This is a genomic window from Amycolatopsis balhimycina FH 1894 (assembly GCF_000384295.1).
Taxonomy (GTDB): domain Bacteria; phylum Actinomycetota; class Actinomycetes; order Mycobacteriales; family Pseudonocardiaceae; genus Amycolatopsis; species Amycolatopsis balhimycina.
Genome location: NZ_KB913037.1, coordinates 1,641,620 through 1,661,467, shown reverse-complemented (window position 1 = coordinate 1,661,467; position 19,848 = coordinate 1,641,620). Strand labels below are relative to the sequence as shown.

Annotated in this window: 19 protein-coding genes and 1 pseudogene; 15 read left to right on the top strand and 5 right to left on the bottom strand. The window is 70.7% G+C overall.

Features of this window, described 5'->3' with window-relative positions:
• Positions 1–18 precede the first annotated feature (18 nt).
• Positions 19–534 (top strand): DinB family protein, encoded by a 516-nt coding sequence (locus tag A3CE_RS0106670; RefSeq protein ID WP_020639295.1) that lies wholly within the window; start codon positions 19–21, stop codon positions 532–534.
• Between the two features lie 52 nt (positions 535–586).
• Here the strand turns inward: A3CE_RS0106670 and A3CE_RS0106665 are convergent, their stop codons facing one another.
• Positions 587–1,540 (bottom strand): GlxA family transcriptional regulator, encoded by a 954-nt coding sequence (locus A3CE_RS0106665; protein ID WP_026468225.1) that lies wholly within the window; start codon positions 1,538–1,540, stop codon positions 587–589.
• A 130-nt stretch (positions 1,541–1,670) separates the two neighbouring features.
• On the opposite strand from A3CE_RS0106665, the gene A3CE_RS0106660 reads away from it, so the two are divergent.
• Genes A3CE_RS0106660 through A3CE_RS0106640 form a run of 5 tightly spaced genes read left to right on the top strand, consistent with a single transcriptional unit; the run spans position 1,671 to position 7,705 of the window.
• A complete protein-coding gene (locus tag A3CE_RS0106660; protein ID WP_020639293.1) occupies positions 1,671–3,017 on the top strand; it encodes a hypothetical protein in 1,347 nt (448 codons plus the stop codon).
• Entirely contained in the window at positions 3,014–4,408 is a 1,395-nt protein-coding gene (locus tag A3CE_RS0106655; protein WP_020639292.1) for an acyl-CoA reductase, read from the top strand. Before A3CE_RS0106660 ends, A3CE_RS0106655 begins: the two co-directional genes overlap by 4 nt.
• A gap of 35 nt (positions 4,409–4,443) precedes the next feature.
• Positions 4,444–5,727 carry an acyl-CoA dehydrogenase family protein gene (locus A3CE_RS0106650; RefSeq protein WP_020639291.1) on the top strand — a complete coding sequence of 428 codons (1,284 nt, stop codon included), beginning with the start codon at positions 4,444–4,446 and terminating at the stop codon, positions 5,725–5,727.
• Complete coding sequence (locus A3CE_RS0106645) at positions 5,724–6,845, top strand: acyl-CoA dehydrogenase family protein (protein WP_020639290.1); 1,122 nt, start codon at positions 5,724–5,726, stop codon at positions 6,843–6,845. The genes A3CE_RS0106650 and A3CE_RS0106645 overlap by 4 nt, the downstream gene beginning before the upstream one ends.
• An 8-nt stretch (positions 6,846–6,853) precedes the next feature.
• Positions 6,854–7,705, top strand: a complete 852-nt coding sequence (locus A3CE_RS0106640) for an enoyl-CoA hydratase-related protein (RefSeq protein ID WP_020639289.1) — start codon at positions 6,854–6,856, stop codon at positions 7,703–7,705.
• Between the two features lie 6 nt (positions 7,706–7,711).
• Here A3CE_RS0106640 and A3CE_RS0106635 read toward each other — a convergent pair whose 3' ends face one another.
• Positions 7,712–8,467, bottom strand: a complete 756-nt coding sequence (locus tag A3CE_RS0106635; protein WP_020639288.1) for a FadR/GntR family transcriptional regulator — start codon at positions 8,465–8,467, stop codon at positions 7,712–7,714.
• Positions 8,468–8,632: 165 nt separating this feature from the next.
• Here A3CE_RS0106635 and A3CE_RS0106630 point away from each other — a divergent pair, with 165 nt between their 5' ends.
• Complete coding sequence (locus tag A3CE_RS0106630) at positions 8,633–9,493, top strand: oxidoreductase (protein WP_020639287.1); 861 nt, start codon at positions 8,633–8,635, stop codon at positions 9,491–9,493.
• Entirely contained in the window at positions 9,493–10,410 is a 918-nt protein-coding gene (gene folP / locus A3CE_RS0106625; RefSeq protein WP_020639286.1) for a dihydropteroate synthase, read from the top strand. The genes A3CE_RS0106630 and folP overlap by 1 nt, the downstream gene beginning before the upstream one ends.
• A 6-nt stretch (positions 10,411–10,416) precedes the next feature.
• Here the strand turns inward: folP and A3CE_RS0106620 are convergent, their stop codons facing one another.
• Complete coding sequence (locus tag A3CE_RS0106620) at positions 10,417–10,653, bottom strand: three-helix bundle dimerization domain-containing protein (RefSeq protein WP_043791887.1); 237 nt, start codon at positions 10,651–10,653, stop codon at positions 10,417–10,419.
• 145 nt (positions 10,654–10,798) lie between these two features.
• On the opposite strand from A3CE_RS0106620, the gene A3CE_RS0106615 reads away from it, so the two are divergent.
• Positions 10,799–13,363 (top strand): hypothetical protein, encoded by a 2,565-nt coding sequence (locus A3CE_RS0106615; protein WP_020639284.1) that lies wholly within the window; start codon positions 10,799–10,801, stop codon positions 13,361–13,363.
• A 3-nt stretch (positions 13,364–13,366) separates the two neighbouring features.
• Here the strand turns inward: A3CE_RS0106615 and A3CE_RS0106610 are convergent, their stop codons facing one another.
• Positions 13,367–13,990: a TetR/AcrR family transcriptional regulator gene (locus A3CE_RS0106610; RefSeq protein ID WP_020639283.1), complete on the bottom strand. Its 624-nt coding sequence runs from the start codon at positions 13,988–13,990 to the stop codon at positions 13,367–13,369.
• A gap of 115 nt (positions 13,991–14,105) precedes the next feature.
• On the opposite strand from A3CE_RS0106610, the gene A3CE_RS0106605 reads away from it, so the two are divergent.
• Genes A3CE_RS0106605 through A3CE_RS0106595 form a run of 3 tightly spaced genes read left to right on the top strand, consistent with a single transcriptional unit; the run spans position 14,106 to position 16,449 of the window.
• Positions 14,106–14,840 (top strand): SDR family NAD(P)-dependent oxidoreductase, encoded by a 735-nt coding sequence (locus A3CE_RS0106605; protein ID WP_026468223.1) that lies wholly within the window; start codon positions 14,106–14,108, stop codon positions 14,838–14,840.
• Between the two features lie 43 nt (positions 14,841–14,883).
• Positions 14,884–15,513 carry an NADPH-dependent F420 reductase gene (locus tag A3CE_RS0106600; RefSeq protein ID WP_020639281.1) on the top strand — a complete coding sequence of 210 codons (630 nt, stop codon included), beginning with the start codon at positions 14,884–14,886 and terminating at the stop codon, positions 15,511–15,513.
• 45 nt (positions 15,514–15,558) lie between these two features.
• Positions 15,559–16,449, top strand: a complete 891-nt coding sequence (locus A3CE_RS0106595; RefSeq protein ID WP_020639280.1) for a TIGR03619 family F420-dependent LLM class oxidoreductase — start codon at positions 15,559–15,561, stop codon at positions 16,447–16,449.
• 82 nt (positions 16,450–16,531) lie between these two features.
• Here A3CE_RS0106595 and A3CE_RS58365 read toward each other — a convergent pair.
• Positions 16,532–16,702, bottom strand: a pseudogene (locus tag A3CE_RS58365) (DUF3159 domain-containing protein); the annotation flags it as partial.
• A gap of 183 nt (positions 16,703–16,885) precedes the next feature.
• On the opposite strand from A3CE_RS58365, the gene A3CE_RS0106585 reads away from it, so the two are divergent.
• The 3 genes from A3CE_RS0106585 to A3CE_RS0106575 are packed head-to-tail and all read left to right on the top strand — an operon-like array spanning position 16,886 to position 19,595.
• On the top strand, positions 16,886–17,566 hold the full coding sequence (locus A3CE_RS0106585; RefSeq protein WP_020639278.1) for an LppX_LprAFG lipoprotein: 681 nt from the start codon (positions 16,886–16,888) through the stop codon (positions 17,564–17,566).
• On the top strand, positions 17,563–19,107 hold the full coding sequence (locus A3CE_RS0106580; protein ID WP_020639277.1) for an MFS transporter: 1,545 nt from the start codon (positions 17,563–17,565) through the stop codon (positions 19,105–19,107). Before A3CE_RS0106585 ends, A3CE_RS0106580 begins: the two co-directional genes overlap by 4 nt.
• Before the next feature lie 2 nt (positions 19,108–19,109).
• The gene (locus A3CE_RS0106575) at positions 19,110–19,595 is read left to right on the top strand and encodes a DUF5662 family protein (protein WP_221761424.1); all 486 of its coding nucleotides are present in this window, start codon (positions 19,110–19,112) and stop codon (positions 19,593–19,595) included.
• The last annotated feature ends 253 nt before the right edge of the window (positions 19,596–19,848 follow it).

The following is a 19,848-nucleotide window of genomic DNA, read 5'->3' as shown; positions in this document are numbered from 1 at the left end:
CGGGTAGCGTTCGCCGGCATGGCATCGAAACTGGCACGGCCCCCGCTCCAAGCGGACGAACGCACCGCGCTCATCGGCTGGCTGGACCTGCAGCGGCAGATCCTTCGCTGGAAATGCGAGGGGCTGACCGACGACGACGCGCACCGCTCGGTCATCCCGACCTCGCCGGCCATGACGATGGCCGGTCTCCTCTCGCACATGCGCTGGACCGAACACACTTGGCTGGACGTGTTGTTCCTCGGCGGCGACGAGAAGCAGAACCCGTCGTTCGACGAGTCGGCCGAGGATGCCGACTGGCACACCGAAGGCCGCCCGCTCGCCGAACTCATCGCGGAGTACGCGGCCCAGTGTGCCCGCAGCAACGCGATCGTCGAGTCGGCCTCCCTGGACGACGTCGGCCGCCACGGCGGCTTCACCGCCGGTGGCGCCAACCTCCGCTGGATGCTGATCCACCTCATCGAGGAGACCGGGCGGCACGCCGGGCACGCGGACATCGTCCGGGAACTGCTCGACGGCACAAAGGGCTATTTCTGAAACGCGCTGAAGCGGCCGGCCCGGCCAGGGGAAGTGGCCGAGGCTGCTGCCGTCAGCCTTCACCGCGGCGGACGGCTGAAGGCGCGTGGCCGAACCGCCTGCGGAACTGGCCACGGAACGCCCCGGCGTCGGCGTAACCGACCAGCGCGCCCACCCGGTCCACCGGGATCGAAGAACGGCTGAGCATGATCCGGGCCGCGTCCAGGCGCAGCCGGCGCAGGACGTCGCTCGGGCTTTCGCCCAGCGCCGCGCGGCACCGGCGGCGCAACGTCCGTTCGGTGGTGCCGAGTTCCGCCGCGATCGCCGCGACGGACCGCGGTTCGGCGTAGTGCTCGCGGGCCAGCTGGAGGAACCGCCCCACCGTCGCGTCCGGCACCGGGTCGTGCGCCGCCCGGCGTCCGAGTTCTTCGTCCACCCAGTCCAGCTGGTTCGGCGAGCCGATCCGGCGCACCAGCTCGCGCACCATCTCCTGTTCGCCGTCCATGGTCGCGGCCGTGACGATGTTCCCGGTCGCCAGCACCGGCAGCCCGGGCAGCAGCAAGACGGCCGGATGGCGTGTTTCGATACGTCGTGCCACGCGCTCGTCGGCGACCGCTTCGACTCCGTCCAGCAGCCCCGCCTCAGCCAGCGCCAGCACGGACGCGCCCGCGGCCGCGATGAGCGCCCCGCCCGCGTGCTGCCGCCTGAGCCAGGGCAGGACCACCGCCCACTGCGACAGGTGCACGTCGCCGCCGAAGGCAGGCAGCACCACGGCTTTCGCGATGGTGTCCCCGCCGACGCGGCCGTCGGCGAGCAGCCGGACACCGCCCGCCGCGCACACTCCGTCGCCGGTCGGGGTCAGCACCCGCACCTGCAGGCCGGTCACCTCGGTGCTCGACGGGTAGAACGCGTGTCCGCCGTAGACCCGGCCGCGGTAACGGTCCGAGAGCGCCATGGCGTCCGAAACCAGCCCGAGGCTGCCGAGGAGGACTCCCTCGAAGGCGACGATGAAGACCTGCTGCCGCATCCGTGCCCGCCTCTCACCGTCCGAAGTGGCCGGAACGGCGCCGGTATCGTCCGTTCCGCCCATGGTTTCCGCCGCTGTACCGGCGCACGCTTCCTGCCGACCCCCCGTCCGGGATCCAAGGAGGCTTCCGATGGACCAGGCCAGCCGCACACTGCTCGAGCTGGGGCAGGCGCCGGAGCTCTACCGGTATCCAGCGGCGGAGTTGCTCCCGCTGCACCTGGCCGCGGCGGACGCCGTGGTCGCCGAGCGCCGGCAGCAGGTGCCGATCCTCGACCGCCGGGCCCGCGAGGCCGGTGTCGACCGGATTTCCCGCAAGAGCGACCTGGTTCCGTTGCTGTTCCCGCACTCGACTTACAAATCCTACCCGGCGAGCTTCGTGGAAAAGAAGCGCTGGAAGGATCTGGCGCGCTGGCTGACCACTTTGTCCACCGACGACGTGACCGGCGTCGACTTCGACGGCGTCGCCGACGAGGACGAGTGGGTCGACCGGCTGCGGGAAAACGGCCACTTCGTGATCGCCACCAGCGGCACCACCGGCAAGTGCTCGTTCCTGCGGCACAGCGCCGAAGACCGCGCGCGCAAAGTGGACGCCTTCGCCCGCCAGCTCGGCTGGCCCTTCGCCCGCGCGGACGGCTCCCGCAGCTACTTCTGGCTGGGGCCGCACGTCGGGGTGAACAGCGCCACGGATGCGGCGAACCTCGGGGCGAGCCTGTGGTCCACCCCGGACAACGCGTTCTTCCTGACCGACGAGCGGTTGCGCCTGACCGACATCAGCCGCCTCGCGGCCATGCGCCGCCGGATGGCCGACGGCCAGGCCACCCCCGGCGAGATCGCCGCCTTCGAACGGCAGCAGCAGGCCCGCAGCGCCGCGCTGTACCCCGGCATCGACGCGTTCATCGATCGCCTGCTGGACCGGCGGAACGAGAAGCTGAGCATCTCCGGCACCTGGGCGCAGCACCTGCTGGTCCGCGACCGGGCCCGGGAACGGGGTATCCCGGACGGCGCTTTCCACGCCGAGACGATCGTCAGCGCGGGCGGCGGGATCAAGAACGTGGCCCTCCCGGACGACTACCAGGAGCAGGTCGCGCAGTTCTACGGCGACGTCGTCCGCACCGGCACCTACGGGATGACCGAGATGTTCCAGCTGATGAACCGGTGCGAGAAGCTGCGCTACCACATCCCGCCGGGCCTGCTGCCACTCGTGCTCGACCAGTCGGGCGAGACGCTGCTGAACACCGAGGACGTCAGCGGGCAGGTGGTCGAAGGCCGCTTCGCGTTCGTGGACTTCGCCATCACCGGCCGCTGGAGCGGCACGATCACCAGCGACCGGGTGCAGTTCGACACTGCAGAGCAGTGTCTGTGCGGCCGCCCCGGGCCGACGATCCTCGACACCATCACGCGGTATCAGACCGGCGACGACACGATCGGGTGCGCCGGCACCATCGACGGCTACATCCGGGGAGCGCTGGCCTCATGACCACCCTCGAGACGGACACCCCGAACCGGGTGTGGCACGTGCAGCGCGGCGTGCCGGTCAGCGGTGACGAGCGCTCCTTCGGCAGCGGCGCGAACCGCTTCGTCACGCCCGCGCTGGACCTCGACGCGCTGGTCTGGCCGCGGAACGAACCGGGACCGGCCTTCGGCACGCCGGTCGCCGAGATCATGGACCTGCTGGGGGAACTCGGTTCCTGGCTGGACCGGGACCCGGACGGCCTGGTGGCCGACGCGCTCGCGGCGGCCCGGCGGACGAATCCGCTGCCGGCCGGGGTGCTCAGCCAGGCGTACGCCTCGTTGGGCAAGACGTTCAGCCGGCGCGCGATGGAGTTCATGGTCGAGCAGGAGCTTGGGGGCGCTGACGTCCTCGACGGCTGGCGGACGATCACCGGCCCGCCGTCCGGCCGCACCGTCCGGGTCCGCGCGTTCCCGGCCCGCGTGGTCCACGTGCTCGCGGGCAACGCCCCCGGTGTCGGCGCGGTTTCGCTGCTGCGGGCCGCCCTCACCAAGGGGGTCAACCTGTTCAAGCTGCCGTCGAACGACCTCTACTCGACCAGTCTGCTGCTCGCCGGCCTGCACGCGGTGGCGCCCGGCCACCCGACCACCCGCTCGTGCTCCGCCGCCTACTGGCGTGGCGGGGACACCGAGGTCGAGTCGGTGCTGTTCCGGCCGCAGTTCTTCGACAAGCTCGCCGCCTGGGGCGGCGAGGCGTCGTTGCGCAGTGCCCGCGCCTACGTGGGCCCCGGCTTCGAGCTGGTGTCGTTCGATCCCAAGACGTCGGTTTCCCTGATCGGACGGGAAGCGTTCGGTTCCGCCGCCGCGGTGACGGAAGCCGCGGAGGCCGCCGCGCAGGACATCATGCTGATGGACCAGCAGGCGTGCGCGGCCAGCCGGTTCCAGTACGTCGAGGGCAGTGCCGAGGACGCCGACCGGTTCGCTGCCGCGCTGCTCCCGCGGCTTGGCGTCGCCCGCAGGCTCGGGTCGGCGGTGGGGAACCCGGTGCCCGCCGAGATCCGCGCCGAAGTGGAAGCACTGCGGGACCTGGCGCCGTACGCCCGGGTGTTCGGTGGCTACGAGGGCCACGGGCTGGTGGTGCGCACCGAGGAGCCGGTCGACTTCCATCCCGAGTGCAAGGTGGCGAACGTCGTGCCGGTGGACCGGCTCGAGGACGCGCTGGGCCGGATCAACGTCGCCACGCAGAGCGTCGGCGTCTATCCCGCGTCCCGCAAGGAGTCGCTGCGGGACGCGCTCGCCGCGGCGGGCGCCCAGCGCATCGTGACGCTCGGGCACGTTCCGGTCGTCGAGGCCGGGCTGCCGCACGACGGCTTCTACCCGCTGCAGCGGCTGGTCCGCTGGGTCAGCGACGAGGGATAGTGTAATTATCTACCTATTAATGATAGGGTTGCCCGATGCAGCACGACCTCGAACCGGACTTCGTCGACGAGGTCCGCCGGTTCCTCGACGCGCACGCCGATCGCCGGCCCGAGCCCGCCGCGTTCCGCTGGGGTGACGGCGACGACCGGGTGGCCTACTTCAGCGCCGACCCGCCGGACGTCGAACGGGCCGCGGTGGATCGCGCGCGGGCCTGGCAGCGGACCCGGTACGAAAACGGGTTCGGCTGGATCACCGGCCCGCCCGAGTACGGCGGGCGGGGCCTGACCGCCGTCCACGACATGCTCTACGACGCCGTCGAGGCGGAGTACGACGTGCCGGACACCGGCACGATCGGTGTGGTCGGGCTGGGGATGGTCGGCCCGACCATCCTGGCCCACGCGCGGCAGCACCTGAAGGACCGGTGGCTGCCGGCGATGTACCGCGGCGACGCCATCGCCTGCCAGCTGTTCAGCGAGCCCGGCGCCGGGTCCGACCTCGCGGCCGTACGTACTACGGCGGTGCGTGACGGCGCGGATTGGGTCCTCAATGGACAGAAGGTGTGGACGTCGGTCGCGCACCTCAGCCAGATCGGCCTCGCCCTGGCCCGGACCGACCCGGACGCCCCCAAGCACCGCGGCATCACCGCGTTCCTCGTGCCGATGGACGCACCCGGCGTCGAGGTCCGGCCGCTGCGCCAGATGACCGGCGGCGCCGACTTCAACGAGGTCTTCCTGACCGACGTCCGGGTCCCCGACGACCATCGGCTCGGCGACGTCGACGGGGGCTGGACGGTCGCGCTGACCACCCTGATGAACGAGCGGGCGACGGTCGGCAACGAAGGTGTCGGCGCGGTGAGCGCGGCTCTGACGCCGGACCGGCTGGCCGCGTTGATGCGGGCAGCCGGTCACGAAGACGATGGCGCGCTGCGCGCCAGGCTGGCCGAACTGCTCGTCGACCTGACCGCCACCGCGCAGCTGAACGCGCGGGCGATCCGACGGATGCGGGCCGGGGTGGCGCCGGGACCGGAGATGTCGGTGTCGAAGCTGATGTACGCGCAGAACCTCACCAAGGCCGCGCACTTCGCAGCGGACGTGCTGGGTCAGCGAGTGATCGCCGACACCGGCGAGTGGGGAACCTTCGCCTGGACCGAGCTGCTGCTGGCCACCCCCGCGTTGCGAATCCTCGGTGGCACCGAGGAAATCATGAAGAACATCCTCGCGGAACGGGTGCTCGGCCTGCCGAAGGAACCGGGCATCGACACCCGGTCGCCGTTTCGCGCGCTGCGCCATTCCGTGGCGGACCAAGGAGGCCGGTCGTGACGACAGCGACTTCGCAGGAAGACCTCGACGCGTTGCGCGCGACCGTGCGCGACTTCCTCGAGGCGGTCTCGGGCGAGGAAGCCGCGCGGGAGCTGATCGAGTCCGAAGCACCGTTCGACCCCAAGGTGTGGGCGCAGCTGTCCGGCGAACTGCGGCTGGCCGGTCTCGCCATTCCGGAAGCCTACGGCGGCGACGGTTTCGGGCTGGTGGAGCTGGGTGTCGTGCTGGAGGAGATGGGCCGCTCGCTGCTGTGCGCGCCGTTCTTTTCCTCCGTCGTCCTGGCCGCCACCACGCTCCTGGCCGCCGGTGACGACGTCGCCTGCGCGCGGTACCTGCCGGGAATCGCGGCGGGCACGACGACGGCGGCCTTGGCGGTGACCGAGGCCGACGGCGCGTGGGGCCCCCGCCGGATCACTACGGTGGCGGAGGAGACTTCGCCGGGCCAGTGGTCGTTGACCGGGCGCAAGAGCTTCGTGATCGACGGGACCACCGCCGACCTGCTGCTGGTCGTGGCCCGTGCGGGCGTCGGCCTTTCGCTGTTCGCCGTGGATCGGCAGGCGCCGGGGGTGCGTGCCGAAGCCCTGCGTTCGCTGGACGCCACGCGAGCGCAGGCACAGGTCACCTTCGAGGCCGCACCGGCGACACGGGTCGGCGAGGACGGTGCGGGGGAGTGCGTCTTCGGACCGGTGCTCGACGTCGCGTCCGTCTGCCTCGCGGCCGAACAGGCCGGGGGAGCGCGCCGGGTGCTGGAAACCGCCGCCGAGTACGCCCGGACCCGCCACCAGTTCGGCCGGCCCATCGGCTCGTTCCAGGCGGTCAAGCACAAGTGCGCGGACATGCTGGTGCACGTCGAGCTGGCCGAGGCGACGGCCCGCGAAGCCGCCCGGCTGCACGACGAGGACCCCGCCGGGCTGCCGGCGGCCGCGGCGGCGGCACATGCCTGCTGTTCCCGTGCCTACCTCTTCGCCGCCATGGAGAACATCCAGGTGCACGGTGGGATCGGGTTCACCTGGGAACATTCGGCACACCTGCACTTCCGCCGCGCCAAGTCCGCCCAGCTGCTCTTCGGCGGCCCCGCGGCCTACCACGAGCGGCTGCTCGCGGCGCTCGGCGTCTGAGCCCGCCCGTGTCCGGCTACGAAACCCTGCTGACCGCCCTCGACGCCGGCGTCCTGACGGTCACCCTCGACCGGCCCGGAAGGCTCAACGCGATCACCCCCGACCTCGTGCGGGAACTGCTCGCCGTCCTGGACGCCGCCGACGCCGACGACGAGGTGCGGGCGATCATCGTCACCGGCGCCGGTCGGGCCTTCTGCGCGGGCGCCGACCTCGGTGCCGGAAGTGGCGCGTTCGACCACCGCGAGGCGGGTGCGGAGCACCGGGACCTCGGCGGCCTCGTCGCGCTGCGGCTCTACGCGAGTACCAAGCCGGTGATCGCCGCGGTCAACGGCCCGGCGGTCGGGGCGGGCGCCGGGCTGACCCTGCCGATGGACATCCGGCTCGCGTCCACCACCGCCCGGTTCGGGTTCGTCTACGCCCGCCGCGGCATCGTGCCGGAGTCCGCGGCCGCCTGGTTCCTGCCCCGGGCCGTGGGCATGCAACGCGCCATGGAATGGGTCGCCACCGGCCGGATCTTCGACGCCGCCGAGGCGCTCGCGGGCGGCCTGGTCCGGTCCGTGCACGAGCCGGACGAACTGCTGCCCGCCGCCATCGGCATCGCGCGCGAGATCGCAGCGAACACCGCGCCTGTGTCGGTCGCGCTCTCCCGTCAGCTGATGTGGCGGATGCTCGGCGAAGCGCATCCGATGGCCGCGCACCGGCTCGACTCGCGGCTGATGGGCGAGCTCGGCGGCGGTCCGGACGCGGCGGAGGGCATCGAGTCGTTCCTGGCCAAACGCCCGCCGGCGTTTCCCGGGCGGGTCAGCACCGGCCTGCCGCCGGGCTGGCCGTGGTGGCCGGAGGAGGCTTTCCGGCCGTAAGGGGGTTCAGGACAGGATGTCGACGAGCTCCGGCACCTCGCCGCGGGTCATGTAGTTGCTGACCTGCTTGAGGTGCTTGCGCCAGAACTCCGTCGCCCCGTCGGCGTCCCGCGCCTGGATCAGGTCCAGCAACTTGACATGGGCGCGCTGGACGACCTTGGCCGAGGCGAACGCGGGAACGTCGTCCTGCGTGGCGGCATAGGCGCGGTGGTGGGCGTCGATGAGGTGGAAGAGCATCCCGGCGAGCACGTCGAGCGTGTCGTTGCCGGACAGCTTCACCAGCAGCTCGTGGAAGTCCGCGTCGTGTTCGGCGTAACCCACCGCGTTGCCGATGAGCGTCTCGCCCTTTTCGACGAGCTCGGTCAGCACCTGCAGGTCCGTGGCGGTGCGCTTGGCCGCGAGGGTGCGCACGGCGGCGGTTTCCAGGAGGCTGCGAGCTTCGTAGACGTCGGCGATGGACGCCTTGCGGTACTGCAGGAGCAGGCCGGCATAGCGGGCGGCGACCCGGGAGTCGGGCACCAGCACGCGAGCCCCGCCGCGAGCGCCACGCCGGATGTTGATCAGCTGCTCCGATTCGAGGATGCGGAACGCCTCACGCAAAGTCGGCCGGGACACGCCGTACCGCTCCATCAAGGCTGTCTCGGAGGGCAGCACGTCGTCCTTCGCCAGCTCGCCGAGGACGATCTGGCGCCGCAGGTCGGCAGCGATCATCTCGCCCGCCTTCGGCACGCGCACGATGCTCGTTCTGGACGCGGCGGTCATCCTGTTCCCCCTTGAGTTGATTGAGTGAACTCATAGTACCGGATGACCGGTTCGCGAGCGCGGCGCCGGGCGGGCTCGCCGCCGGATTCGTTGACAGCCCGAAGGGCCGTCTCTATCGTCTATTCAGCTAGATAATTATTCTGATGCTGGTGAGAGGTGGCGACGATGGCACCGGACGCGCAGCCGCGGCACTGGCTGATCACGGGCGTGTCGGGCGGGCTGGGCCGCGCCCTCGCCGAGCAGGTCCTCGACCGCGGGGGCGTCGTCGTCGGGACGCTGCGCGACGAGCGTCAGTCGGCCGCCTTCGAAGCGCTCGCCCCGGGCCGGGCGTTCGCCGTGCAGCTCGACACCACCGACGGGCCGGAGGTGCTCGCGGACCGGGCCGCTGAGGCCGTGCGGCTGGCCGGGCACATCGACGTCCTGGTCAACAACGCGGGCTACGGGCTGGTCGGCGCCGTCGAGGAGGTCGGCGAAGACGAACTGCGGCATCAGATGGACACCAACTTCTTCGGCCCGCTTCGCCTGATCCGGGCGCTGCTGCCCCACCTGCGTGCGCGCGGGGGTGGTCATCTGGTCAACATCAGTTCGATCGCGGGGTTCCGGGGCCAGGCCGGTCTCGGGCTGTACAACGCGTCGAAGTTCGCCCTGGAAGGACTGTCGGAGGCCCTGATGGCCGAGCTGAAACCGCTCGGCATCGCCGTCACCGTCGTCGAACCCGGCGGATTCCGCACCAACTGGATGGGGAAGGGCCTGCGCCGGGCCGAGCGGCGGCTGGCCGAGTACGCGTCGGTCGACGAGCTCGCCGGCACGATGCGGCGGTTCGACGGCCTGCAGCCGGGAGACCCGGCGCGGGGTGCCGCCGCCATCATCACCGCCGTCGAGACGGCCGACCCGCCGCTGCGGCTGCCGCTGGGCGCCGACGCCCACCAGGCGGTCCGCGGCAAGCTCGCCGAGATCGCCCGCGAACTCGACACCTGGGAACACGTGAGCGTCTCGACGTCGTTCGAAGCGTCCGGGGCCGGATGATGATCCGCCGTTTCACGGTCCCGGCGGCCGGCCGCACGCTCGAGCTGGGCGGCCGGCCGTGGCTGATGGGCGTCGTCAACGCCTCGCCCGAGTCGTTCTCCGACGGCGCGCTGGTCGGCACCGCCGACGCCCAGCTCGCCCACGCGGCCCAGCTGCTCGAAGAAGGCGCGGACCTCATCGACGTCGGCGGCGAGTCCGCGATCACCAACGTGCCGGCGGTCGCCGTGCAGGAGGAGATCGACCGGGTGGTGCCGGTGATCGAACGGATCACCCGCGAGCTGGGCGCCCTGGTCTCCGTGGACACCTACAAGCCCGAGGTCGCCGAAGCCGCCATCGCGGCCGGCGCGGTCCTGGTCAACGACGTCAGCGGGCTGCGTGATCCGAGGCTGGCCGACGTGTGCGCGAGGACGGGCGCAGCCCTCGTCCTGATGCACACCCGGGCCGCCCCCAAACAACGGCTGCAGGACGCGAGCCGCTACTCGGACGTCACCCAGGACGTCCTCGCCTTCCTCGCCGAGCGCATGGCGGTGGCGACGGCTCGTGGCGTACCCGAGGAAGCCCTGATCCTCGACCCCGGGCCGGATTTCGCCAAGACCCCTGGCCAGACCATCGACGTCCTCCGGCACCTGAACGATCTGCACGCGCTGGGCCGGCCGCTGCTGATAGCGGTGTCGCGCAAGGACTTCATCGGCGCCCTCATCGACCGGTGCCCGAGCCGCCGGCTGGCGGGAACGCTGGCCGCCGTCGGCTACTGCACGGATGCCGGCGGGCACATCCTGCGCGTGCACGACGTCGGCGCCGTGCGCGAGTACCTGACCGTGCGCGCGGCGCTGCTCGGCGAGCTCGCCGTGGACCCCGCCCTCGCGCTCGCGGAATCGCTGCGCCACGAGCCCCCGGCCACGGACCACGCCGGCTGAGGCAGATCAGTCTTTCCGGTGCCGGCCCGGAGCGGTCAACGCCACCCGGACGGCCCGTTCGACCAGGATCGGGACGAAGGCGTGGATGCGAGCGCCGGCGAACCGGGCGCGCTCGTGGCCGACCAAGTCGTGGAGCCGGGCTCGGGTGACCTCCGAGTAGTCCTGGTCCAGCCGGTCTTCGAGCTGGGCGAAGTGGAGGTCCAGCTGCTCGGAAGCCATCGTGTCCAACGTCGGAGTGCTCATCTCGGGACCTTTCTCGGCTTCGGTCGTCCTTCCGGTGACGTACCCCATGAGACGACAAGCAGATGAACTGAAGATGAACAAGAGTGCGGAAGGTCCGCTAACGGCCCTGTAGCGCCTGGTCCGGCCGGTGCGACTCCCTGGTGTGATGTCCGGACAGCTGGATCCGATGCCGAGGCCGACCAAGGGCCCGTTTTCGCAGGATCTCGACGACCTGTTCGTCGAAGCGATCGCCGCCGTGCGGTCGCGGAGGGAGATCCGGGAGGAACTGGAGACCCTCCAAGATCCACCGGACCTCCACGCGGTCATCGTGGCGAACCGCGAGATGCTCTTCTCGTCCGTGCGCGAGCAGTTCGACCGTACCGAGATGGTGGGGAACCGCCTGCACGAGTTGCTCGTGGAGGCAGCGGGGCCGGTCGGCGCCGAGGAGCTGACCGGGCTCGTCGAAGGCGTCATGGCGTTGCGGAGTGTGGTCGACGACTTCAGCCTGGTGGAGCCGTCAGCTGAGCGCATTCACGAGCTGAGGCAGATCCGGCTGCGGATGGAACGCCGGACGAACGTGGTCGTGCCGCGCTCTGGGGACTTCCCTTACGACCCGGCCGAGGCGCTGAGAGCTGAGCTGTACGACTGTGAATATCTGCTCGCGGAAATGGTGTTGCGGGAGGCGGACCTGTTGGCGGCCGCCCGCCCCCGGGCACGGGAGGCGCTCGAGTTTCGCGCATTGGAAACCGACTGGGAAGTCCAGCGCAAGGATACTGTCCAGGCGCTGGAAGCGGCGGTGTTCAGCTGCGCGTTGACAGCCCTGAACACCGCCGTGACCGAGGAAACGGCGCCGCGGATGCGCGTCAAGTCCTTCGACGGGCTGCGGCAGAGCGTCACCACCGAGCGGATCGTGCTCACCGATGCCTACGAGCGGCTGGAACGCATGATCCGCGAGCGTAGCGACGGCAGCTTCGGGATCGCCGGGCCGCGCGGCGTCGGCAAGTCGACACTCGTGCGGTTCTTCGCCACCACACGCGGGGTGCGCGGCCTGCCCGACGACGAGGAGCACGAGCGGTCGACCGGGAATCGCCCGCGGCTCGGCGTGGTCGTTTCGGCGCCGGTCGCCTACCAGCCCCGTGACTTCGTCCTGCACCTCTACGCCGAGCTGTGCAAGCGGGTGATCGGCGGCGACACGATCGCCCGGCCGGAAAGCGAGCCCGAACCCGAACCCCGGTTCGCGGGGATGTCGCTGCGCTGGGCCCACGCGTGGCTGATGGTGCTGGGGGGCGGCGCGCTGGCCGTCACCGCCGGACTGCTGGTCCTGGTGGGTCTCCACGGGCCGCTGTGGGTCGCGCATCCGTTCGCCGACGCCGGTACGTTGTTGCTCGTCGTGGCCATGTTCACCACGACCATGCAGTTCGTCCGGAACGTGAAAGTGAACTTCGCGCGTGGCACCTTTCGGGCACGGCGCAAAGACCGGGTGTGGCCGGCAGTGGTCGTCACCGCGCTGGTGGTCGACGGGCTGATCATGGTCACCGCCGGGAACGGCTGGCAGAGCCCCACCTGGCAGCTGGTGGGGGCAGTGGCAGGTGCGCTGATCGGCATCCCGGCGTTCGTGCTGGCCGACGGAGCTCGCGACCTGCTGTCCAGGATGGACTTTCCCGACGAGCTACCGTTCTCCGAAGAGCTGCAGCTGCGTGAGCTGGCGGTCGAGCGGCTGCGCGGAATCCGGTACCAGCAGAGCTTCGCGCACGAGCGGTCGGTGGCGGTGAAGGCCGGCGGCGCGATCGGGTTCGACGTCGGCGGCAAGCGCGGTGAGACCCGCCAGGAGATCGCGAAAACCTATCCCGAGCTGGTCGGGGACCTGCGCGCGTTCCTGGCCGCGGTGGCGCAGCAGCACGTCGTCGTGATCGGCGTGGACGAGCTGGACAAGCTCCGCTCGTACCAGGACGTCGAGAACTTCCTCAACGACATCAAAAGCGTCTTCGGCGTCACCGGGTGCTTCTTCCTGGTCTCGGTGTCCGAGGACGCCGCCGCCGGCTTCGAGCGCCGCGGCGCGCCGTTCCGGGACGTTTTCGACAGCGCGTTCGACGACGTGCTTTCCGTGCGCCTGCTGGACATGCGGTGTTCGCGGAAGATCGTCTACGGGCTCCTGCTCGGCTGGACGAAGCCATTCGTCGGTCTGTGTTACGTCCTTTCCGGCGGGCTCGCCCGGGATCTGCGGCGCAGCGCGCGGGAACTCGTGTCCCACCGCGGCACCGGTGACGAAATCGAGCTCGGCACGGCCGCGCTCGCCATGTGCCGCCGTGAGGCGGAAGCGCGGGCCGACGCGATCCGGCACGAGCTGATGCGGGACCCGTTCGACGCCTTGAACATCGACCTGCTCACCAAGGTCGCGGACCTCACGCCCGCCGAGGCCACGGCGCCGTCGCTGCTGAAGTGGCACGACGAGCTGACCTCGTGGGCCCCCACCGCGGCGCCGGGAGAGCTGATCCCGGCGGCGGCGCGCCTCGGGAGCGAACTGGCGGCGTTCCTGCTCTTCGCCGCCACGGTGCTGGAGTTCTTCGACCCGGCCGAGGTCGGCGAGCGCATCCGCGAGGCCGAGAAACCCGGCAGCGGCGCGAAATGCCTGTCGACGCTGGCCACGGCGCGGCGGTCACTCGCGCTGAGTCCCGGGATTTCGATCGCGCACACCCGGCTCTTCCGCACGGCCTGGACGATGGACTCGTGAGTGTTATGTGTTCGACCGCGCGGCGACCGTGCCAGCTGCTGTCGGGATGGCGTTGTCGATGAGGACGGCGGCGATGGCGGCGGCGGTGGGGAAGGTTTCGGCGTTGAGGGCCCGGTTGCGGGCCGAGGCGCCGTCGAGCAGCAGCGCCAGTTGTTCGCCGAGTTCGTCGGGGTTGGTGGCGCCGGCTTCGCGGGCAGTCTCGGCCAGCCGTGCGGCAACGGCTTTCTTGTAGTCGTGAGCGCGTTGGCGTGCGGGGTGGCCGGGGTCGTGGATTTCGACGGCCGCCCCGATGAAGGGGCACAGGGGCGTGATGTCGTCCTCTGTTGCGTTCACGGGCGCCTCGAACACAGCGAGAAGCCGTTCGCGGGGCGTGAGGTCGGTCCGGTCGAACACTCCGGGCATGACGTCGGGATCGAACCGGCGCAGGTATTCGGCCACGAGTTCGTCCTTGCCGGAGAAGTGCTGGTAGGCCGTGCGCTTCGACACCTGGGCGACCGCGCAGAGCTGGTCCATGCCGGTCTGGTTGATGCCTTGCTCGCGGAACAGCTGCTGTGACGCGCTGAGGATGCGCTCGCGTGCGCCCCGGCCGCGGCGCCGGCCTTGAGGGCCCTTCTCCAACTCCGTCATGCCCCCAGTCTAGCCGAGTTAGGTACCGCTCGGTGTACATAGCTTGCGTCTCAGGTGATTGCCCGCTACGTTAAGAACACAGATCGGTGTACATAACTGAGGCAAGGGAGTGATCGTGGGAAAGCTCGACGGCAAGGTCGCGGTGATCACGGGCGGAACGAGTGGCTTGGCGCTGGCCGGCGCCAAGCTGTTCGTCGACGAAGGAGCGCATGTTTTCCTCTCGGGCCGGCGGAAGGAGGCGCTGGACGACGCCGTCGAGCTGATCGGCCGGAACGTGACCGGCGTGCAGGGCGACGCGGCCGACCTGGACGACCTGGACCGCTTGTTCGACACGGTCAAGCAGGAAAAAGGCGCGATCGACGTGTTGTGGGCCAGCGCCGGCACGGGCGAGCAGCGCAAGCTCGGCGAGATCACCGAGGAGCACTTCGATGCCACCTTCGGGCTCAACGCGCGCGGCACGCTCTTCACGGTGCAGAAGGCGCTGCCGCTGTTCAACGACGGCGGCTCGATCTTCATGACCGGGTCGAACGCTTCGCTCAAGGGCTATCCCGAGTGGAGTGTGTACGCGGCGAGCAAGGCCGTGCAGCAGGCCTACGCCCGCGTGTGGCTGTCCGAGCTGAAGGACCGGCGGATCCGGGTGAACGTGCTGACCCCCGGCCAGGTCGCCACGCCGAAGCAGGAGGAGCTGTTCGACGAGGAGACGAAGCGGCAGTTCGAGTCGCTGATCCCGCGGGGAAAGATGGGCCACCCCGACGAGATCGCGACGGTCGCGCTGTTCCTCGCCTCGGACGACTCGAGCTACGTGAACGGGATGGAACTGGCCGTCGACGGCGGCGTCGCGGCGATCTGAGGGCAGTCGACCTTTTCGATCGTCAATCAAGACGGGACACCTCATGAGCAGCATCAGCATCAGCATCATCGGCACCGGGAACATGGCCCGCACCATCGGCGCGCGGGCGGTGGCGGGCGGCAACACCGTCGAGATCATGGGCCGCGACCGGTCCAAAGCCGCCGACCTGGCCAAGGCGCTCGGCGGCAGCGCCACGACGGGCGAGTGGGGCGCCGTCCCGGCCGGGGACATCGTCATCGTGGCCCTGCTGGCCGACGGCGTCGTTCCGGTCGTCGCCCACTACGGAGACGCCCTCGCGGGCAAGGTCATCGTCGAAATCAGCAACCCGTTCAATTCCGCGGCCGACGGGCTGGCCCACGGCGAGGGCACCTCGATCGCCCAGGAAGCCGCGAAGGCGGCCCCGGCCGATGCCAGCGTGGTGAAGGCGTTCAACACGATCTTCCGGCACGTCCTGGAGAAGGGCCGCCCCGCCGTCTTCATCGCCGGCGACGACGCGCAGGCCAAGGCGGGCGTGGAGGCGTTCATCAAGAGCCTCGGACTGCGCCCGCTGGACGTCGGCGACCTGAAGATGGCGTACTGGCTGGAAGGTGCGGGCGTGGTCACGATGGGCCTGGCCCGCCACGGCGTGGGGAACTGGGACTTCGCCCTCGGCGTCACCGAACTTGCCGGCTGAGCCGCACCACCCCCGATATCAGATGGCCTGGAAAGGATTCTCGCGATGAAGCTGGGTTTCGCAATTCCCATCGTCGGGCCCGCTGTCAGCGGCGCCGCCGGCCTGAGCGCGTTCTGCCGCGGACTCGAAGACCTTGGCTACGACACGCTGTGGGTCGGCGATCGCCTGGTCACGCCCGTTGAAATGCACAGCACCTATCCGGGCAAGGAGCAGCCGTACCCGCCGCAGATGACGCGTTACCTCGATCCGCTGCTGCTGTGGACCGTCGCCGCGACGGCGACCAGCCGGGTGCGGCTCAACGCCAGCACGCTCAGCACGTTCTACTTCGAGCCGCCGCACCTCGCCCGGCTGCTGACCACCCTCGACGTGCTCAGCAACGGCCGTCTTGACATCGGCGTGGGGCTAGGGTGGATGAAGGACGAGTACGACATCACCCGCGGCGCGGACTGGCATCGGCGCGGCAAGATGCTCGATGACCTGCTGGCGTTCCTGCACGCGTGGTGGACGACCAATCCGGTGTCCTGGGACAGCGAGTTCCTCTCCTTGCCGCCGGTGCACGCCGACCTGCGCCCGGTCCAGGCGGGCGGCCCGCCGATCTGGATCGGCGGGGCCAGCGAGGCCGCGATGCGCCGGGTCGGCCGCAGCGGCACCGGCTGGCTCGGGTTCGAGGGGCTGCCGGACGAGGTCGCCGACCGGCTGTGGTCGATCGCCCGCAGTGCCGCGCAGGACGCCGGCCGCGATCCTGACGCGCTGAAGACGGCGATGCGCATCAACCTCGAACCGGACGTGTCGATCGACGTACTCGCGGACAACCTCAAGCGCCACGCCGAGTCCGGTGTGGACGAAGCGTTCGTCGATGCCTTCGCCGTGTCTCCCAGCCTTGACCGGATGCTCGACTTCGCCGGCCAGGTGATCGAGCGCACCGGCCGGTTGTGACCTTGCCACCAGGCGTCGGGGGGTCTTCGCGGAGGATCCGCCGGCTCAGGTAGAGGCAGGCCGCCGCAGGGGCACCTCCCAGCAGCGTGGCCGCGATGCCGAGCGCGGTGGTCTGCCCGGCCAGGTACAGCGGCATCTGCACGGCCGTGGCGATGCCGCACTTCACCACGAACACCGCCGTGCACAGCTGGTAGCGCCGTCGCCGTGCCGGTTCGTGCCGCCGGCCGAACCGGTCGCGGCGCACGGTCCCCATCGCCACCCCGACCGCCGACACACGTTCGACGCTGATGCCAGTCGGGCGCGCCCAGCACCTTTGACCGTGTTGCGTCCTTTGTAGACCCGGGCCGTTCTCCGTGTGAACGGCCGGTTCCGGTCACCCCATCACGATCGCGAGGCGGTCTGTTCCGGAGTGCGGCTCCTGTTCTAGGGTGGGCGCATGATTCTGCGGCGTACTCTGCTCGCGGCGATGGCCCTGGGCGCGGCGATCGTCACCGGCTGCTCCTCGGGCGGTGACGCGTCGCTGCCCGACGCCGGTGCCCTGCTCAAGGACAGCGCGACGGCGGCGGGTGGTATCACCAGCACGCACTTCACGCTGAAGGTCAACGGCACCGTGCCGGGCCTGAGCGTGCACAGCCTCGACGGTGACCTGACCAAGGCGAACGGCGGTGGCGCGAAGGGCACCGGCACGCTGGAGCTGATGGGCCAGGTCGTCGACGCCCAGTTCGTCCTGGTGAACGGCTCGCTGTACATCAAGGGGCCCACCGGCGGGTTCCAGCGGATCCCCGCGGTGCTCAGCTCCTCGATCTACGACCCGTCCGCGATCCTCGACCCGCAGCGCGGCATCCCGAAGGTGCTGTCCTCGGTCCAGGGCCCGAAGACGGCCGGGAAGGAAGACGTCGACGGCACTCCGACGTACCGCGTCACCGGGACGGTGCCGAAGGACGCGCTGGCCGCCCTGGTGCCGGGGGTGTCCTCGGACGCGAACGCCACCTTCTGGCTCCGCCAGGACGGCGGCCACCTGCCGGTCAAGGCTTCGCTGGGGTACCAGGGCGGCGCCAGCGTGGACGTGACGCTGTCCGACGTGGACAAGCCGGTCACCGTGACCGCGCCGGCGTGACCGGGCTGATCGGCTCGCGCGGCGGCCGCGCGCTCGCGGTCGGCGCCGGCGGTCTCGCCGTGCTGCTCGGCGCGCTGGACACCTATGTCGTGGTCGGCCTGCTGCGGCAGATCATCGACGACCTGAGCATTCCGGTGAACCGGCTGGAGATCGTCACGCCGGTCATCACCGGCTACCTGCTCGGCTACGTGGCCGCGATGCCGCTGCTCGGCCAGGCCTCCGACCGGTTCGGCCGCAAGCTGCTGCTGCAGGCCTGCCTTGGCGGTTTCCTCGCCGGGTCGGTCGTCACCGCGCTGGCCGGCACGGTGCCGGTACTGGTCGTGGGCCGGGTGATCCAGGGGACCGCCGGGGGCGCGCTGCTTCCGGTGACCCTCGCGCTGGCCGCGGATCTGTGGCCGGGGAACCGCCGCTCCGCCGTGCTGGGGGCCGTCGGCGCCGCGCAGGAGCTCGGCAGTGTGCTCGGGCCGCTTTACGGCATCGGGCTGGCCGCCGCGACCGGCTGGCGCGGCGTGTTCTGGGTGAACGTGCCGCTGACCGTGCTGGCCGCCGTCGCGGTGCAGGTTTCCGTGCGTGGCGGGAAACCCGCCGAGCGGCCGCGCGTGGACCTCGTTGGTGTCCTGCTGCTGGCGCTCACCCTGGCGTTGCTCGTCATCGGCCTGGACAATCCGGATCCGCGCGAGCAGGTGCTGCCGCCGTGGGGGGTGCCGTTCCTGATCGGCGCCGGGATCGGCCTGGTCGCGTTCCTCTGGTGGGAGTCGCGCGCCGAGGTCCGGCTCATCGACACCGCGAACGTGTCACTGCGGCCGTTCCTCGCCGCACTCGGGACGAGCGTCGCCGCGGGGGCGGCGTTGATGATCACGCTGGTCGACGTCGACCTGTTCGCGCAGACGTTGCTCGGCCGCGACGACGGCGGCAGTGTCGAGCTCCTCCTGAGGTTCCTGGTCGCGCTGCCGGTCGGCGCGCTGCTCGGCGGCCTGCTCGCCACGCGGCTCGGCGAACGCTGGATCGCCGGCGCCGGGATGCTGATCGCGGCCGGCGGCTACCTGCTGATGTCCCACTGGCCCGCCGACGTTCTCGCGGCCAGGTCCGTCCTGGGGCTGCCGCGCCTCGACGTCGACCTGGCGCTGGCCGGACTCGGGCTCGGCCTGGTCATCGCCCCGCTGTCGGCCGTCGCGCTGCGCGCCGTGCCGCGCGCCCAGCACGGCGTCGCGTCGGCCGCGGTCGTGGTCGCGCGGATGACCGGCATGCTGGTCGGCGTCGCCGCCGTGTCCGCCTTCGGCCTGCACTACTTCCACACGTTGACCGCGTCGCTGAACCCGCCGCTCCGGATCCTGTTCCCGTCCGCGCCGGCCTACGACCACGCCCTCGCCGGCTACCTCGGTGCGGTCCGCGAGGCGCTGCTGACCGAATACCGCGCGATCTTCCTGATCACGTCCACGGTCTGCCTGGCAGGCGCGGCCGTCGCCGTGGCCATCGGCGGCCGGACACCCCGGACGGCCGTGAGTGGTGAGCCGGGCCGGCCCACATCAGGAGGTACGTGAGCATGTCGTACGACTCCACGCCAGACACTCTCTGGCACAGCCTGCGAGTCGCCGAGCTGATGGGCGAGCTGATCAAGGAGCTGCTCGACCGGTCGGTCCGACACGACCTGAGCAAGACCCGCGAGCCGGAGCAGGCCGTCTACGACGAGGTCGTGCCGCAACTGCGCGCCGCGACCTACGGCAGCGTGGAGTATCGGACCCTGGTCGACGCGATGGGCGAGGGGCTGCGACACCATTACGCGCACAACCGTCATCACCCGGAGCACTTCGCCGACGGGATCAACGGCATGACCCTGGTCGACCTGCTCGAGATGCTGGCGGACTGGAAGGCGGCCACCGAACGCACCCCGCACGGTGATCTCGCAGAGAGCCTGACGATCAACCGCGAACGGTTCGGTATCGCACCACAGCTGATGGACATCCTGGTGAACACCGCGCGCCACTTCGGGTGGCTGGCCGCAGAACCAGACGGAAACGCCGTGCCATGACATGTGGTGGCCGCACAGCGGGAGTTCGAGAACGCGGCGTTCGTCGCCCGCGTTGACGCGTCACGTTGTCGTGCCGGCGTCGCCGGGCGAACGGGACCAGGAACAGCAGGAACCACAGCGACAAGAACGACAACGCGCTCCCGGCAAGGCAGAGCCTCGTGCTCACCTGCCGCATCGCGGTGGGCGCCGTTCCCAGGGTGGCGATCCACGCCTGGTAGGTCCCGCGGTTGCCGTCGGTGGACACCGGCCGGAG